10 protein-coding genes and 1 tRNA gene are annotated in these 17,723 nt (G+C 51.1%); 3 read left to right on the top strand and 8 right to left on the bottom strand.

Annotated features, from left to right (window positions below; translation table 11 throughout):
* Positions 1-206 precede the first annotated feature (206 nt).
* On the top strand, positions 207-3,965 hold the full coding sequence (locus HMPREF2865_RS09170; RefSeq protein WP_070646816.1) for a hemagglutinin repeat-containing protein: 3,759 nt from the start codon (positions 207-209) through the stop codon (positions 3,963-3,965).
* Positions 3,966-4,109: 144 nt separating this feature from the next.
* Positions 4,110-7,766, top strand: coding sequence for an exodeoxyribonuclease V subunit beta (gene recB / locus HMPREF2865_RS09165; RefSeq protein ID WP_070646815.1), 3,657 nt, complete (start codon positions 4,110-4,112; stop codon positions 7,764-7,766).
* Between the two features lie 59 nt (positions 7,767-7,825).
* On the opposite strand, the gene HMPREF2865_RS09160 is transcribed toward recB, so the two are convergent.
* From HMPREF2865_RS09160 to HMPREF2865_RS09150, 3 genes are all read right to left on the bottom strand, one after another.
* On the bottom strand, positions 7,826-8,557 hold the full coding sequence (locus HMPREF2865_RS09160; protein WP_070646814.1) for a phosphoadenylyl-sulfate reductase: 732 nt from the start codon (positions 8,555-8,557) through the stop codon (positions 7,826-7,828).
* A 115-nt stretch (positions 8,558-8,672) separates the two neighbouring features.
* Positions 8,673-9,731: a DNA polymerase IV gene (gene dinB / locus HMPREF2865_RS09155; protein ID WP_070646813.1), complete on the bottom strand. Its 1,059-nt coding sequence runs from the start codon at positions 9,729-9,731 to the stop codon at positions 8,673-8,675.
* Between the two features lie 77 nt (positions 9,732-9,808).
* On the bottom strand, positions 9,809-10,858 hold the full coding sequence (locus HMPREF2865_RS09150; RefSeq protein WP_199901837.1) for a sulfate ABC transporter substrate-binding protein: 1,050 nt from the start codon (positions 10,856-10,858) through the stop codon (positions 9,809-9,811).
* Between the two features lie 386 nt (positions 10,859-11,244).
* Here HMPREF2865_RS09150 and HMPREF2865_RS09145 point away from each other — a divergent pair, with 386 nt between their 5' ends.
* Positions 11,245-12,081: a DUF4198 domain-containing protein gene (locus HMPREF2865_RS09145; RefSeq protein ID WP_070646812.1), complete on the top strand. Its 837-nt coding sequence runs from the start codon at positions 11,245-11,247 to the stop codon at positions 12,079-12,081.
* A 43-nt stretch (positions 12,082-12,124) separates the two neighbouring features.
* Here HMPREF2865_RS09145 and HMPREF2865_RS09140 read toward each other — a convergent pair whose 3' ends face one another.
* The 5 genes from HMPREF2865_RS09140 to HMPREF2865_RS09120 form a co-directional block, all read right to left on the bottom strand.
* On the bottom strand, positions 12,125-12,976 hold the full coding sequence (locus tag HMPREF2865_RS09140; protein WP_070459920.1) for a DUF5672 family protein: 852 nt from the start codon (positions 12,974-12,976) through the stop codon (positions 12,125-12,127).
* Between the two features lie 37 nt (positions 12,977-13,013).
* Positions 13,014-15,614 carry a DNA mismatch repair protein MutS gene (mutS, locus tag HMPREF2865_RS09135; RefSeq protein WP_070646811.1) on the bottom strand — a complete coding sequence of 867 codons (2,601 nt, stop codon included), beginning with the start codon at positions 15,612-15,614 and terminating at the stop codon, positions 13,014-13,016.
* 88 nt (positions 15,615-15,702) lie between these two features.
* The gene (panC, locus tag HMPREF2865_RS09130) at positions 15,703-16,539 is read right to left on the bottom strand and encodes a pantoate--beta-alanine ligase (protein WP_070646810.1); all 837 of its coding nucleotides are present in this window, start codon (positions 16,537-16,539) and stop codon (positions 15,703-15,705) included.
* 119 nt (positions 16,540-16,658) lie between these two features.
* Positions 16,659-17,450 carry a 3-methyl-2-oxobutanoate hydroxymethyltransferase gene (gene panB / locus HMPREF2865_RS09125; RefSeq protein ID WP_004521070.1) on the bottom strand — a complete coding sequence of 264 codons (792 nt, stop codon included), beginning with the start codon at positions 17,448-17,450 and terminating at the stop codon, positions 16,659-16,661.
* Positions 17,451-17,577: 127 nt separating this feature from the next.
* A tRNA-Thr gene (locus tag HMPREF2865_RS09120) sits at positions 17,578-17,653 on the bottom strand.
* Between the last annotated feature and the right edge of the window lie 70 nt (positions 17,654-17,723).

The raw sequence follows: 17,723 nt of genomic DNA, 5'->3' as shown, positions 1-17,723 counted from the left end.
TAACATTATTAATTTTTCATTAATATCAATAAGATGGGCGGTTTATATTTGCATTTGAAATAGTGCACACAAGGCCGTACTGGTGGTATGATTGTAAAAAATCTTATAACAATGTTAATACATTCAAAATTTCCTCAACAGAAATACCATACCCGATATGGGATTTCTGATTCAATCTCCATCACGATAAATAAGGATTAAAATCCATGAAAATCGACACTTTATATCAGCCTAAGCTCTCAGCTTCCGGCAAAGTAACTGTCGCCGTGTGCTTTGCATTCCTGGGAAATGCAGCGGTGGCGGCCAATATCGAAGCCATCGGCCAAACTTCGGTACAGCAGCAACGCAATGTTGACATCGTCAACATTGCCGCACCGACGGCTCAAGGTCTTTCTCACAACCAATATAACAAGTACAACGTTTCCCAACACGGTGCCGTTTTGAATAACGCCCTGTCTGCCGGTAAATCCCAACTGGCTGGAAACCTGTCTGCCAATAAAAACTTCCAAGGTCAGGCCGCATCTGTGATCTTGAATGAAGTGGTCAGCAAAAACCCTTCTCTGATCTTAGGTCAGCAAGAGATCTTCGGTATTGCCGCAGACTATGTTTTGGCAAACCCTAACGGCATTACCCACAACGGCGGCAGCATCCTGAATGCCAACCGCGCATCCTTGGTTGTCGGTACGCCAACCGTTTCAGACGGCGCGTTGAAATCTTTCAATATCAGCGACAATGGCAAACAACTGCAAGTAAACGGCAATTTGAGCGGCAACCACGTAGTTGACCTGCTCGCGCCGCAAGTTGTAGTCGGCAAATCAGCCAACGTTAATGCCGCCGATGCCATCAACGTTTCTTCAGGCAAAAGCAACTTCGACTACAAAACCGCACAAATCGAAACATTGGACGCTGCTTCAAATGCGCCGGTGCTTGACGGTCATATCTTCGGCAGTATGCGCGCAGGTACTATCCGCATCCACGCGACCGACAAACGCGCCAAACAAAACATTCAAAATGCCGCCATTACCGGCACCCGCTACCTGAATATCGACAGCAAAGGCAACCTGAGCATCCAGTCTGCCAATCTGACCGGCGCACAAATGGAATTGTTTGCCCGCGATACCGACATCAAAGGCACGGTTACCAGCCATTCTGCTAACAAATCTTCCAGCGGCAAAGAGGCGAAAAATGTTCAGCACTTCCGTTCAGACCGCAACAAAACGGAAACCTTTACCGCCAGCAATATCAATGCATCCGAGTCATTGACTTTGAACAATAGCGGCAGCCTCAACCTGAGCGCGGCCAACATCAATGCCGGTGCGCTGACCGCATCTGCCACGGGCAATATCAATTCTAACGCGGTAAAAACAACCAACCGTATAGAATCCGACCATACTCAAAGCAAAGGCCTGTGGTACAACAACAACCTGAGCTCTTCTGCTGACGAAAGCCTGCATCAAACCAAAATCAATGCCGGTTCTGTCAATATTGCGACCACTGGCAAAGTCCAACTGGACGCGACCGAACTGACCTCGGCTGCTGATGCACGCATTGCCGCCCAACAAGGCATCGTATTGAGCAGCAACAGTGAAACCGACAGCAGCTCGACTTATGTCAGCTTCAAAAACGAAACTGCCGCTCTGAAAACCGGTATCGCTACAAAATCTTCAAAAAACTCTACCGCCCATCAAACCAAAATCTCTGCAGCCGGTGATATCGGTTTGATTTCCGAAGGCGATTTGAGCACTTACGGCGCAAGCATCGCGGCAAACGGCAATGTCGTTACCGATGTCAACAAGATCAACTTGGGTACTCAAACCACCATCAACACCAACAGCCTCGATGACCAGAAAAAATACTGGGGCGGCCTGTTCGGCGGAGAAAGCCAAGTTCAAAACAACCGTACAGAAAACCTGCACGGCAGCAGCATTACTGCCAACTCAAACGTAGTCTTGGGTGCAAAAAACGGCGTCAACGTTTACGGCAGTACCGTTGAAGGCCAAGCCGGTACATTCGTCAGCTCCAAAGCAGGCAATGTTGATATTAAAAACGCCACCAGCACCGATACTTCCTCACAAAGCGCGCGTAAAGGTACGATTTTCAATATCACTACCTCTAAAACCAGCAGCAACAGCAGCATTGAAAAAGTAACCGGTTCAACCCTGGTTTCCAATGCCGACCTGACCGTTGTTTCCAACAAGGACATCAATGTAATCGGTTCTGCATTGTTTGCGGCACAAAAACTGCAACTCTCTTCCGCAGGCGATTTGACCATTGATGCTGCCAAAGCAGTAGAAAACAAACAGGTCAACGAGTATTCCATCAAAGGCTACTCTGGTATCGAAACCAATAAAGAAAACGGCAGCGTGACTGCCAAAGCCGGTATCAAATTTACCGATACCCACACCGACACCCATTCTGTCGGTCTGAACGGCAGCATTTTGACCGGTAAAAACACCCAGTTGTCTTCCAACTCAAACGTTACCGTCAGCGGCAGCCAAGTCAACGGCGAAGAATCCGTCAACATTTCCGCAGCCAATGACGTCAATATTGTTGCATCCAAAGGCAGCAACACTGTGACCGAATCCGGCCGCGTAACCGATTTGGGCGTATCTGCTACTGCATACGAAAAAAATAACGTTGCAGGCATCGGCTTGTCTGTCGGCATTACCAGCACCAAAACAGATGCAACTACCGTAACGAATACATCCCATGTATCCAACATCAACACCGGCGGTAATACCACCATCACTGCCAACGGCAATATTAATCAAGAAGGTACCGTGATTAATGCGACTGGCAATGTGGTTGAATCTGCCAAAAACGTTACCCATGCAGCGGCACACAGCGGTGCGAAATCCGATGTGAAACAAAACGGCGGCGGTTTGGTCGTTTCTGTTGGCATCAGCACCAACAAAGGCATCGGCGGTGAAATCACTGCACAAGGTCAAGGCAACTCTTCGACCCACAATGAATCCACTGCAACCGTAACCACCATCAACGCAGGCAATGCCATCGTTTTGGCAAATGACAAAGTGTCTGATGAAGGTACAAAATATGATGTTACCGGTGCGATCAACATTGATGCAGGTTCATACCACAACACTGCCGCCCACAACACCAGCAACAGCAGCAGTAAACAAGGAGGCGCTTCTTTGACTGTCGGCGCATACACCAAAGACGGTTCAAACGTTGATGTGAATGCCAACCTGAACGTCAACTACGCTGATGAAAACAAAAAAGAATCTACCGCCGTCAAAGGCGATATGAATGCGACCAATGTTGTCATCAACGCCAAAGACTCTGCTGAAATCGCATCCAACATTACTGCCAACAACAACGTCAACATTACCGCAGGCAACGGCGTAACCTTCACCGAATCAGCCAATACTGCCTCCAACCAAGGTACAGCCGTTAATGTCGGTATCGGCGCTGGCGCGACAATCAATGTTGAAACCGGTGTTGCCGTTCCTCACGTCAACGGCTCTGTCGGCGTCAACAAAACCGATAACGCGTCTTCTACCGCCGCAGGCGCAAATGTAGCGGCCGGCAACGATATTAAAATCAATGCCAACAACGGCGACGTCAACCTGCACGGTACCAACCTGGTATCCAATAACTCCGTTGAAGTAGAAGGCAACAAAGTCAATACTTCCGGCGCGATCAGCAGCGTTAACGAAAAAAATCTGACCGTCAATGTCAACGGCAGCTACGCTTCAGGCAAACCAAACGGCGGCATCAACGCCAAAGGTAAAAACGACGCCACCGTAACCAATACGGCAAACACCATCCAAAGCGACAATGTTGTTATCACTACCGGCTCTCCAACTGGTTTGAGCGTCAACAATACGACCATTAACGGTAATAATGTTGCGTACTACTATGACGACAGTAAAGCTCCTGCGGCGAACCGTTATACCTACCGTCCTCGCCAACCAAGCTACGCCAGACGCCGTTTGCGCTACTAAGATGCACTATTGAAGTCATTTAATAGCCATTAAGACATGCCGTCTGAAAACAGAAAGTTTTCAGACGGCATTTTTATCATCAATGCAAAACAACACACTATCTCTGTTATGATAATGCCTCGCTAATATTATTCCGTTCCAACCATGTCTTCCGCCCTTCCTTTTGACGCGCTCACACTTTCCATCGACGGTACCAACCTCATCGAAGCTTCTGCCGGTACGGGTAAAACCTACGGCATTGCCGCGCTTTTTACCCGACTGATTGTTTTAGAAAAAAAAGACATCGAGAAAATTCTGGTCGTTACCTTTACCAAAGCGGCGACGGCAGAACTGAAAACCCGTTTGCGCGCGCGTTTGGACGAAGTGTTGCAGGTTTTGAACGAAATCCAAACCTTGGGCGGCGAGCCGGAACATATTTCAGACGGCCTGAACAAATATTACGAAAAAGAGAAAAAATCCCCCGATGACTTTCTTAATCACTTGATTCCTTTGGCTTTAGGCGAGCAAGATGGACAGGAAAGCTGCCATCGCCTGATTCTCCGCCTCAAAGCCGCGCTGAGCCAGTTTGACAACGCCTCGATTTACACCATCCACGGCTTCTGTCAGCGCGTCTTGCGCGATTACGCGTTTTTGTGCGGCGCACCTTTGGATGTCGAGCTGTCGGACGACTCGCGCGAAAGGCTGCTGATTCCATCGCAGGACTTTTGGCGGCAGAAAGTGGCAACCGATACCACATTGGCACAATTGGTTTTTGACCGAAAATGCACACCCGAAGAAATGCTTGCCGAAATCAAAAGCTATACCGGCCGCCCCTATCTGAAATTCAGACGGCCTGAAGGCGATTTGCAAGAAGCCCAAGCCAAGCTTCAAGAAACATGGGAAAAAATTTGCGGCCAGTTGGAAGACTTGGAAAAAGCGTTTTGGGCAATTTTTCCCAAACTTAACGGCCAAACCTACAGAAGAAATACCTTTGAAAATGTTTTTACCGATTTAAAAACAAACGCCGAATCCAACCGTCTGCCCCGCCTGAGCAAACAAACGCTGGAAAAATTAAGCCTCTTCAGTATCGACACGCTCAACATCAAACTGAAAAAAGAATATAAAGCCGATGCCGATACGCCGGAAATTATTCAGCTGCAAGCCTTGGCTAATCTTGGTCGTGATTTGCAGGCAATGAAAAGCGCGGAAGAAGCAGTCTTCATCTGCCTGCAACTCGACCTCCTTTCCTACATCAATCAGTCCATTGCCGAACAAAAAAAATCACGCCGCGAGCGTGTGTTTGACGATTTGCTGCTAGACGTCCATCAGGCATTGACCACCAATGAACACGGCAACGCATTGGCAAAAGCGGCAGCGGCAAACTGGGAAATCGCGCTGATTGACGAATTCCAAGATACCGACCCGCTGCAATACGAAATTTTCCGCCAAATTTTTATCGAACAAGGCTGCCCGCTGTTTCTCGTTGGCGACCCCAAACAGGCGATTTACAGCTTTCGCGGTGCGGACATTTACGCCTATTTGCAAGCCGCGCAAGATGCGGACAGGCATTACACACTCGCCGTCAACTACCGCAGCCATGCCAAGCTGATCAACGGCATCAGCGCCTTGTTCAAACAAAAAAAACACCCCTTCGTGTTGGAAAACATCGATTACAGCGAGGTCTCCGCCAGCCGTGCCGAAAGCCGGCTGTCGCCACACCGCCCCGCCATCCAAGTGCGCTGGCTCAATACGGACGATCAAACCGGCAAAGAGATTTTACGTGGCCGCGCCGCCGAATATTGCGCCGATGAAATTGCCTTTGCGCTCAATGAAGCAGCCGAAGGCCGTCTGAACTTCAAAGGCCGCGCGCTGGAGTCCGGAGATATTGCCGTTTTGGTCCGTACCAACAACGAAGCTGCGATGATTGCCGGAAAACTGAAACAGCGCCGTATCCAAAGCGTGTTGCTGTCGCGCCAGTCCGTTTTTGATTCCGCCGAGGCCGACTCGCTGTCCGCGTTGATCGGCTTTTGGCTCAACCCAAGGCAAACCGACTGGCTGCGCTTTGTCTTGACCGGCGTTTTGTTCGGCTATACCGCCAAAGAGATTTACGAACTCAACCATAACGAACATCAGCTGCTGAAATGGCTGGAGTCGTCAGCCGAGGCCATGGAAAAATGGCGGAAAGGCGGTATTTTTGCCGCCGTGCAGCAGTTTGCCGCCCGACATGACATCGAAACACGCCTGCTCAAAGGCGGCAACGAGCGCAGCCTGACCAATTACTACCAAATTTTGGAGCTGTTGGCCGAAGAAGACAGCCAAAGCCGCAACCCTGCCGCCCTGCATAAATGGCTGAACGAACAAATCAGCCGTGCGCGCAGCGGCCATTTCCCGTCAGACGCGCAAACCATCCGTCTTGAAAGCGATGAAAAATTGGTCAAAATCGTTACCATGCACGCGTCGAAAGGTTTGCAATATCCTTTGGTTTACTGCCCCTTCGCGTGGGATACCAAAGACAATTCCAAAGAAAACTGGAAAATCCTGCATACTGAAAACCACGAAACCGAGCTGCTGGCCAAATCTCAAACCTCGGAAGCAGAACTAAGCCATCTTGCCGACGAAAAGACGGCAGAAGATTTGCGTCTGCTCTATGTTGCCCTTACCCGCGCCGAAGAACAGCTCAACATCTACGCCGCCGCCAACAAAAACTGTACGCCAAACAATCCTTTTGCCTATCTGCTCGAAGGTTTGCCAGATGCAGGCCGCGAAAGCGTCAGCCAAAGCTATAAAAGCGCGACAGACGTTGTAGAAATGCTTAAAACCAACTGGCAACGCTTTATCAAAAACGCGCCTGAAAATACGGAGTTTGCATTCACGGAAGAAGCCCTGCTGGAAACCGTCTATCAATACAGCCGCCAGCAAGACCAAGCCTTGAGCGCACATAGCATTAAACGCCGCAATTTTGACTTTATCCGCCACACCAGCTTTACCGGTTTGAGCCGGCACACCAAGTCAACCGACGAACAACACGAGCCTTTGCAACCTGCCATCGATCCGGCAGAAAGCGCAGACCGTGCCATGCCGTCTGAAAACCTGCCGCCCCCACTTTCAGACGGCCTCGATATCCACCATTTCCCCCGCGGCACCAATGCCGGCGTATGTTTGCATGAAATGTTGGAAAAACTCGACTTCGCCGCCTCTGCCGAGAGCCAATCCGAAATGATTGCCGAAGTTCTGCAACGCCACAGCTTTGAAGACAAATGGCTGCCAACGGTAAGTGCCATGCTTGACACCTGCCGCCTGACACCTTTAATCAACGAGAGCCTGTCGCAGATTCCGCCGGCCCAACGCCTGCCCGAAATGGGGTTCACCCTGTACATGGACGATTTCAAACTGGACGACTTGCGCCGTTGGTTTGCCTCAAGCGAAGCAAACCTGCCGCCTGAATGCGTCCAAGCCGCGCAACTACTTGATTTCCATGATTTGCAAGGCTATTTAAACGGCTTTATCGATATGGTTTGCCAAGATTCAGACGGCAATGTCGTTTTAATCGACTATAAATCCAACCATTTGGGCAACGATGCAAGCGCCTACACGCAACAGGAGATGAACGAAGCCGTGGCGCATCATCACTACTACCTGCAAGCCCTAATCTACGCCGTTGCCATTGCGCGCTACTATGCCCTGCGCGGCAAGCCGTTGCCTAAAATCGCCATCCGCTACCTCTTCCTGCGCGGCATGGACGGCTCGGAACAAGGCATTTGGAAATGGGACATCGATACTGCCCTGCTCTCTACTTTCGTTGAGCGGAAAACAAATTCCTGATAAATCATTTTGTTAAATCGTCAAAAAGGCCGTCTGAAACGTTTTCAGACGGCCTTTGATTATTTGTGCAAACCGCACTCCTTACTGTCTTTGCTTTCCCACCACCATCGCCCGGCGCGGATATTCTCGCCCAACTTGACCGGACGCGTGCAGGGTTCGCACCCAATACTGGGATAGCCCTGATGATAAAGCGCATTGAGCGGAACTTGGTGCTCGTGCGCATATGCCCAAACATCCTGCTCTTCCCAATCGAAAATAGGATTGAATTTGGCGATGTTGCGACCCGTATCCAGCTCTTCAAAATTCAATTCGCTGCGCGTTTCCGACTGGCTGCGGCGTTGTCCGGTCAGCCATGCGGGGGCGTTGTGCAAAGCGCGGTTAAGCGGTTCGATTTTGCGGATATGGCAGCAACGGCGGCGCAACTCGACGCTGTCGTACATGGCGGTCGTGCCGAATTCCTCTTCAAATTCATCGGCGGTTTGCTGGTTGGGATAAAACACTTCCAATTCGGTTTGATAGCGCGCATTGGTTTCGGCAATCAGCGCGGCGGTTTCGGGATTGAGTTTGCCCGTATTGAGCGTGATGATGCGTATGGGCAGTTTCAGACGGCACACGGCATCGGTAATGACCATATCTTCAACCGCAAGACTGGATGCGAAGACGGCTTGCGGATAGCGTGCGGCAATGTCTTGCAAACGGTGCTCCAAAGCAGCCGCCAACTCAGGCAGGCGGCGGCGTTCGTCATCGCTGATTTCGGGGATTTTCCAGAATTGAGGGCGGAATAAAGACATGGCTGGTTGTTCCTAATAATTTTCAGACGGCCTGTTAAAACGGCTGTCGATATGGTTATGGAACGATATTGTCCAGCGCCCTATCTTCAAACGGAAAGAATGCTTTTCTATTTCTTTATAACCAAAGCGTCTGCTGCTGGTTTTTCGGCAACAAATGACTCACGCCGATACCGATCAGGCGGAAGGCATCTTCGCGTTGCGGCGGTATGCGCTGCAGCAAAGTATGCGCCGCCTGAAGCAGCGAAGCACTGTCGGGAAGGACGGAAGAATACGTCAGCGAACGCGTAATAATGCGGAAATCGTGGGTTTTGAGTTTGAGGGTAACGCCTTTGGCTTCGACGTTTTTGCGTTCGATTTGCCGCCAAAGGTCTTCGGCAAGGTGCGGCAAATGGCTTGAAGCCTGTTCCAAAGACAAATCTTCGGGCAAGGTGATTTCGGTTGAGATTTGCAGGCGTTCACGTTCGGCTTTGACAGGCCGCTCGTCGATACCGCGTGCCAAATCATAAAGGCGGTAGCCGTAGCGGCCGAAATGGTTTAAAAGTTCGCCGCGCTCAAAACGGCGCAAATCGCCGGCAGTTTGCATACCGAGGGCATTCATCTTTTTCAGCGTGACTTTGCCGACACCGGGAATCTTACCCAACGGCAGGCTCTCCAAAAACGCCATGATTTTTTGCGGCGGCAACACAAACTGCCCGTTTGGCTTCCGCCAATCTGAAGCAATTTTTGCCAAAAACTTATTGGGTGCAATACCTGCGGAGGCGGTCAAACCGGTTTCTTCAAAAATTTCGGCACGAATGCGTTTGGCCACATCGCTGGCGTACGGGATATTTTCAAAATTTCGGGTAACATCCAAATAGGCTTCATCCAAAGACAAAGGCTCGATCAAATCGGTATAACGCTGAAACACGGCATGAATCTGAGCCGATACCTGGCGGTACAAATCGAAATGCGGCGGCACAAACACCGCCTGCGGACACAGCCTTTTCGCCGTTGCCACCGACATGGCCGAGTGCAAGCCGAATTTGCGCGCCTCATAAGAAGCGGCACAAATAACCGACCGCGTGCCGTCCCACGCCACAACGACGGGCAGCCCTTTCAGGTGCGGCTGCTCGCGCAGTTCTACCGAAGCGTAGAATGCGTCCATATCGATATGGATGATTTTGCGTTGAGACATGGGAAAAGATGGATAAGAAAAAGGCTTATTGTAACAAAAGGCCGTCTGAAGTTTCAGACGGCCTCTATATTCAAGCCTTATTTTTTACTGGAAAGCTGGTCAAACAATCCGCCGTCGGCAAAGAATTTTTTCATGATTTCTTCCCACGGGCCAAATTTCTCATTCGGATTAAACGTCTCAATCTCAGGGAAATCGGCTTTGTGTTTCGCCAATACTTCGGCATTGCGCGGACGCAGGTAAAGATTGGCGGCCAACTCTTGGGCCGGTTCGCTCCAGAGGTTTTGCAGATAGGCTTCGGCAGCGGCGCGTGTGCCTTTTTTATCGACTACGCTGTCCACGACAGCAACCGGCGCTTCGGAAAGAATGGTGTAGCTTGGGTAGACAATTTCAAATTGGTCTTGGGTCAGCTTTTTGCTGACGTAGTTAGCCTCATTTTCAAAGGTAACCAAGACATCGCCGATATTGCGTTGGCTGAAGGTCGTCGTTGCCGCACGGCCGCCGTTTTCAAACACAGGCGTGTTTTTCAGCAATGCGGCCACAAAATCTTTGGTTTTGCCTTCATCGCCGTTATTCACTTTCAAACCATAACCGTACGCACCCAAAAAGGCGTAGCGGCCGTTGCCGGTGGTTTTCGGGTTGGCCAAAACGATTTGCACGCCGTCTTTGGCCAAATCGCCCCAGTCTTGGATGTGTTTCGGATTGCCTTTGCGTACCAAGAAAACGACGTTGCTGGTATAAGGCACGGCATTATCCGGCAGGCGCGTGTTCCAATCGGCTTTGACCAAACCTTTTTTTACCAAAAGCTCGATATCGGAAGTCTGGTTCATGGTCACCACATCGGCAGCCAAACCGTTGGCGACAGCCAAAGCCTGCTTGCTGGAGCCGCCGTGCGACTGTTGGACTTCAACCGACTGTCCACCGTTTTTTGCGGCAAACTCTTTGACAAACAAAGGATTGTATTCTTTATAAAAATCACGGGCGACATCGTAGGAAACATTCAGCAATTTGACTTCCCCTCCTTTACCTCCGGCAGCTTGAGAAGCATTGTCGGCGGATTGTTCGGCTTTTGGCGAGCACGCGCTCAAAGCCAGCGCGGCAGTCAATGCGGCAAAAGAAAGCGTACGGATATTCATGATCGGCTCCTGTTGAAAATATGGGAGCACTTTATCGGGATTGGATGCAAACTGGAAATAATGTTTACTTTCGCGTTTATCAGTTTTGGTTATATACAATCCGGGCGGAAGTCGGAAAAAAATGCCCACTCAGACAAAAATCACAATAAATTATATATACATCAATCAGATAAAGATTAAAGCAGCTATTTATACAAGATAAACATACGTTGCAAACAGCATTACCAATACGTCAGGCCGTCTGAAAATTCAATATAAATAATTATTTATAATTAAAAAATATAGTTCTTATTATTTACAAAAAATGCAAATAAGAGTAATGTTTCTACTCGCCAAAATACAAGGCCTTTCATTCAACAACAAAATGGAGTGTAGAAACTATGAAACAATGGATGCTTTTAGGATTGCTGGGATTAGGCGCAGCGGCACAGGCGCACGATGTTTGGGTGGCCGCACCGACACATCAGCCTGCCGGCCAAATCCTGCATGCGGATTTGGGTTACAGCCATGACTTCCCCAATGTCGAAAAAATCGCCGACGACCGCGTGCATATTTTCAAACCGCTGCAATTGACCGACAGCTCAAAGAAAACCGTTGATTTGGTAAATAAAGGCGAAAACTATCAATACGTTTCCAGAGCTGCTTTGCCTGAAGGTTCCTACTGGGTCAGCGCAACCTACAAGCCTACTTTCTGGTCGAAAAACAAAGATGGCTGGAAACAGCAAACCTTAAAACAACTGGCCGGTGCCACCTATTGCGAACAGGCACAAATGTTCGGCAAAAGCTTTGTCCAAGTGGGCAACGGCGCAGTCGATGAAGCGGTATTGACCCGCCCTATCGGCCAAGAGCTGGAACTGGTTCCGCTGCAAAATCCGAACGAAGTCAAAGCCGGCGGCATTTTGCCGGTCAAAGTCCTGTACAAAGGCGAGCCTTTGGTTAAAGCCACCGTTACCGCCAGCTCGGACACTTTGGCCGAAATGGACTTGGAATCAACCCATGACCACCGCGAGCCTCAAGGCTTCTCCGGCAAAACCGATAAAAACGGCGTGGTCAATGTGATTACGTTGATTGACGGCTTGTGGAAAATCAAAGTCGTGAACGAGACCGATTACGGCGATAAAAGCGTATGTCAGAAAGACAATACTTACGCAACGCTGATTGTGCCTGTCGGTACCAAACGCGCGGCTGCACGCCATGCCCACCATCATCAACATTAACAGCCATTAAAAAAGGCCGTCTGAACTTTCAGACGGCCTTAATTTATTCCCATTCATAACCCAAATTTCTAAAAAAACGGGAGTATGTTTCCAATTTATCCTCATTCAATTGGGCAAACCGGACACGGTTGCAGCCGGTCAAGACCACATTGCCCATCCAATGCGCCCCAAAGACGCGCTCTAAAGGGACATTCCTCATTTGATTGATAAACGGTACTTCTGAAGAGAATTGCGTAGCAATATCCGGAGGCGCGAATTTCAGACCCAAGTCCTGCAATCTATAACGGTGTTGCGCCGTCAAAAACATATCTTCGTGGTGCAGCCGTATCAGCCATTCCATATCGGCAATTTTTTCGTCTTTCGGCGGCAAAGGCGGTCGGATTTCTACATTTAAGCCCAGTTGTCGTGGCATAGCTAAAAGCCGTCTGCTGCGCAGGCTGAAACCGCCATTCTGCGGCTCGTCCAAATTTGGAGAAGTCTGAATCAGATGTTGTTTGGCCAAATATTGGTCGGTTCCCTTCAGGAAAAACTGCCCGTCGGCTTCGGTTTCCAACAAAATCGGCAAAGGTGCGCCGATATAGTCATATTCCCGATAGGCATCCTGCCAGTTTTGACCGTTCAACACCCAGCCGTCATTTTGAACGATCAAACAATAATCAGTATCGATGTAATACATCAGTTGGTACAAAACAAACAGATTATATTCGAGATAACCGAATGGCCGGCAAGGCTGATGTCGGATATTTTCCGGCAAACCTTGCGGACAGCTCGGGCTGATCAGCAATCCACGGCTTCCAGGCAATTCGGCACAGCTGCGGATAATTGCATACATCGTGCCCTCGGTATAAGAATCTGCACCGGTAATACCAACCACGGTAATGTCAGCAAAACTCATTATATGTTTCTCCTGTTTCAGACGGCCTTTGAGTTATTTACGACACCTTGTTGCAAATTTCTTTCAAGCGATACAAGGCATCCAAGGCTTCGCGCGGCGTGAGGTTGTCGGGCTGAATTTGCGCCAAAGCTTCAGCCAATTCATTGGCCTGCAAATGATCAACAGGCTCAACTTCTTGTTCTTTCCCTTCCTCATCTGCCCCATTCTCAGACGGCATGGCGCTGAAAATATCCAGCTGCGGACGGTTGGCGGCGGCTTGGGCTTCGAGTTCGTCCAGATGTTTTTGGGCGGCTTTGAGGGCGCGGTTGGGCAGGCCTGCGAGTTTGGCAACGGCAATACCGTAGCTTTTGCTGGCGGGGCCGGGCTCGATGTGGTGGAGGAAGACGATGTCTTGTCCTTGTTCGAGTGCGGAGAGGTGCATGTTGACTGCTGTTGCGTGGGCTTCGGGTAGTTTGGTCAGCTCGAAATAGTGGGTGGCGAAGAGGCTGAAGGATTTGTTTTTTTGCAGCAGGTGTTCGGCGATGGCGTGCGCGAGGGCGAGGCCGTCGAAGGTGGAGGTGCCGCGTCCGACTTCGTCCATGAGGACGAGGGATTGTTCGGTGGCGTGGTGGAGGATGTAGGCGGTTTCGCTCATTTCGACCATGAAGGTGGAGCGGTTGGAGGCGAGGTCGTCGGATGCGCCGATGCGGGTGAAAATTTGGTCGATGGGGCCGATTTGGGCGGCATCGGCGGGGACGAAGCTGCCGGTGTGCGCCATAAGGACAATATGGGCGACTTGGCGCATATAGGTGGATTTGCCGCCCATGTTGGGGCCGGTCAGGAGCATGAGGCGGTGTTTGTGGTCGAGGCGTGTGTGGTTGGCGGTGAAGTGGCGCACTTGTTGCTCGACGACAGGATGGCGGCCGTTTTCAATATGGATGACCGGATAGTCGGCGAACTCGGGACAGACGAAGCCGCGTTCTGCCGCAATGGTGGCAAACGTAGAAAGTACGTCGAGGGCAGCCGCGGCTTTGGCTGCTTTTTGAAGCTGCGGCAAGGCCGTCTGAACTTCTTTCAGCAGGGCTTCAAACAGGCGTTTTTCCAGTGCCAATGCCTGCTCTTGCGCGGTCAGGACTTTGTCTTCGAAGGTTTTCAGTTCGGGGGTGATGAAGCGTTCGGCGTTTTTCAGGGTCTGGCGGCGTTGGTAGTCGGCAGGCGCTTGTTCGGCTTGAACTTTGGATAGCTCGATGTAGAAGCCGTGGACGCGGTTGAACTCGACTTTGAGGGTAGAAAGGCCGGTGCGTTCGCGTTCGCGCGCTTCGAGCTCGAGCAGGAATTCGTCGCCGTGGTTTTGGATGTGGCGCAGTTCGTCCAGTTCTGCGCAATAGCCTTGGTTGATGACGCCGCCGTCTTTGAGCCAGACGGCGGGTTCTGGCATCACGGCGGCTTTGAGGGTTTCGGCGACGGGCAGGGTTTCGGGGAAAACGGCTTTGAGGGTTTCTAAGAGACTGCTGCCCTCGGCGGACAATTCGATTTCGGACAGGGCAAATAGGCTGTCGCGCAGGGCGGCGAGGTCGCGTGGGCGGGCGTTGCCGACGGCGATGCGGGCGGCGATGCGTTCGATGTCCGCAATGTTTTTCAGACGGCCTTGCAGGTTTTCGTATTGCGAACCCAGCGCGGCAACGGCTTCTTGGCGGGCGCGGATGTGGGCGCGACTGCGCAAGGGATGGTGCAGCCAGAGTGCCAAGAGGCGGCTGCCCATGTGGGTGGCGCAGCCGTCGAGTATGGAAAACAGGGTCGGCGATTTTTTTCCGGAGAGGGTTTGCGTGATTTCAAGATTGCGGCGCGTGGCGGCGTCCATGCCGATATATTGGCTGTCGGTTTCGAGCGAAATGCCGTCTAAGTGTTGCGGCATCAGGTTTTGCGTCAGGCGGATGTAGTTCAGCAGCGCGCCCGCCGCGCCGACGGCGGCTTCGTGTTCCTTGCCGTCCAAACCGAAGCCGTACAGGTCTTGGCAGCCGAAGTATTCGGTCAATAATTTCGCGCCCGCGTCGGCGGCAAACTGCCATGAGTTCAGGCGCGTGATGTTGGCGGAGGTTGCCTGAAAACCGTCAGGCAGACTTTTACCTTCAGGCAACAGGATTTCCGCCGCCTGCAAACGCGCCAGCTCGTCGGCGAGTTTGTCCGCCGTCGTCAGCTTGGTTTTGAATTCGCCGCTTTGCAAAGAAGCCCACGCAATAGCAACGTGTTTTTTATCCGTGTTCACCGCCACAATGCGGTTGGTTTCCTTGTCTTCCAAAAACGCCGCGTCGGTCAGCGTGCCGGGCGTTACGATGCGCACGACTTTGCGCTCCACCGGCCCTTTACCCGCGCCGACTTCGCCCACCTGCTCGCATACCGCCACGCTTTTTCCCATCTTAACCAGTCGCGCAAGATACTGCTCCGCCGCATGAAACGGCACACCCGCCATCTTAATCGGCACGCCGTCCATCTGCCCGCGCGTGGTCAGGGTAATGTCCAACAGCTTTGCCGCCTCCACTGCGTCATCCAAAAACAACTCGTAAAAGTCGCCCATACGGTAAAACACCAGCTTGTCGGCGTGTTGCGATTTGATGGCGAGATACTGCTGCATCATCGGGGAAACGGTGGGTTTGGACATGGAAAAGCCTTAGAAACGCAAAAGCGTTATTGTAACAAAAGGCCGTCTGAAAAACAGGTTTCAGACGGCCTTTAACAGTAGCTTGGTTTTAAGCCAAATCCACTTCCAAATTATCAATCAGGCGCGTGGTACCCAAACGGGCGGCGGCAAGCACCACCAATTCTTTATCGCCGACATGAGCCACTGCCAAGCTGTGTGCATGGCGGATTTCAACGTAATCAACCACCCAGCCGGCATCGCTCAAACGGCGGATACATTCGGCCTCGAGCTGGGCGTAATCCAGATTGCCGTTTTTCAGGGCGGCGGCAATGTTTTGCAACTCTTGATAGAGGCGGGGCGCTTCTGCGCGCTCTGCTTCGCTCAAATATTGGTTGCGGCTGGAAAGTGCCAGGCCGTCTGAAGCGCGGCCGGTATCGACAGGGACGATTTCGATATTTAAATTCAAGTCTTCGACAAAGCCTTTGATAATCGCCAGCTGCTGATAGTCTTTTTTGCCGAAACAGGCGGTATCGGGTTGAACGATGTTGAACAATTTGGTTACAACGGTCGCAACACCGCGGAAATGGCCCGGGCGGAATTTGCCGCACAATTCGTTTTGCAGGTGCGGAGGCTCGACATTGAAACGCTGTTCCACATTCGGATACAGCTCTTTTTCATCAGGCGCGAACACGACGGCAACGCCCTCGCCTGCCAATTTGTCGGCATCTTGCTGCAAAGTGCGCGGATATTTGTCAAAATCTTCGCCTTGTCCGAATTGCAGGCGGTTGACAAAAATACTGACCACAACGTTATCGGCACGTTTTTCCGCTTCGCGCACCAGCGCAAGATGGCCTTCGTGCAGATTGCCCATGGTCGGCACAAATGCCACTTTTCCGGCAGTTTTGCGCCACTCGCGCAATTCTTTAATCGTATGAATGATTTGCATGGTTTGAAAAATCCTTTATCTTTTCCGCTGTTTCATCAACGGAAATCACGCGCCGATTATACGCTTTTATTCATCAAAAAGGCCGTCTGAAATAAGTTTCAGACGGCCTGGTTTTTATTTTATCCGGCAAACGTATGTTCGACAGATGGGAACGTTTTTGCTTTAACTTCGTCCACATAGGCTTTGACCGCAGCTTGAACGCTGTCTTTGCCCTGCATAAAGTTCTTCACGAATTTGGCGGTTTTACCGGGGAAAATGCCGAGCATATCGTGCATCACCAAAACCTGACCATCGCAATCCACGCCTGCGCCAATACCGATGGTCGGGCAAGAAACTGTCTCGGTCACTTTTTTCGCCAATTCCGCAGGAACACACTCCATCAATACGATTGCCGCACCTGCCGCATCATGTGCTTTAGCGTCGTTGAGCAACGCTTCCGCCTTGTCGCCGCGACCTTGAACTTTATAGCCGCCGAATGCAAACACGGATTGCGGGGTCAGGCCGATGTGGGCGCAAACAGGAATGCCGCGCATTTGCAGAAATTCAGTGGTCTCCGCCATCCAAACGCCGCCTTCGAGTTTGACCATATGCGCGCCGGCCGCCATCAATTCGGCCGCCGCCGCAAATGCCTGCTCTTTGCTCTGCTGATACGCGCCAAACGGCAAGTCGCTGACAATCATGGCATTTTGAGTGCCGCGAGCCACGCATTCAGTGTGGTAGCACATATCCTGCAAGCTCACCGGCAAAGTGGACTGACGACCTTGCACCGCCATACCCAAAGAATCGCCGACCAGCAATACATCTACGCCGGCATTGTCCATCAGCGCGGCAAAGCTGGATTCATAAGCGGTCAGCATGGCGATTTTCTCGCCCTCTGCTTTCATTTTTTGCAAAGTGTTTACGGTAATCATGGTGTTGTGTGTTCTGCCCGACGGGCAGCCCTTTGTTATAAATGGAAACGCGGTATTATAAGGTCTGCTTTTAAAATATCAAAGCATAAGCAAAAAGCCCGACTGCTTTCACAATCGGGCTTTTAATTGGTGCCGGCACCAAGAGTCGAACTCGGGACCCCCTGATTACAAGTCAGGTGCTCTACCAACTGAGCTATACCGGCTTACTGAAATGCCTTGCGGCACCATCAGTCTTTAACTGGTGCCGGCACCAAGAGTCGAACTCGGGACCCC

Origin of the sequence: Neisseria sp. HMSC073G10 (assembly GCF_001812605.1) — a bacterium.
GTDB lineage: Bacteria > Pseudomonadota > Gammaproteobacteria > Burkholderiales > Neisseriaceae > Neisseria > Neisseria subflava_A.
Note: the sequence above shows the minus strand (reverse complement) of the source record. Positions and strands in the feature narration are given on the sequence as shown.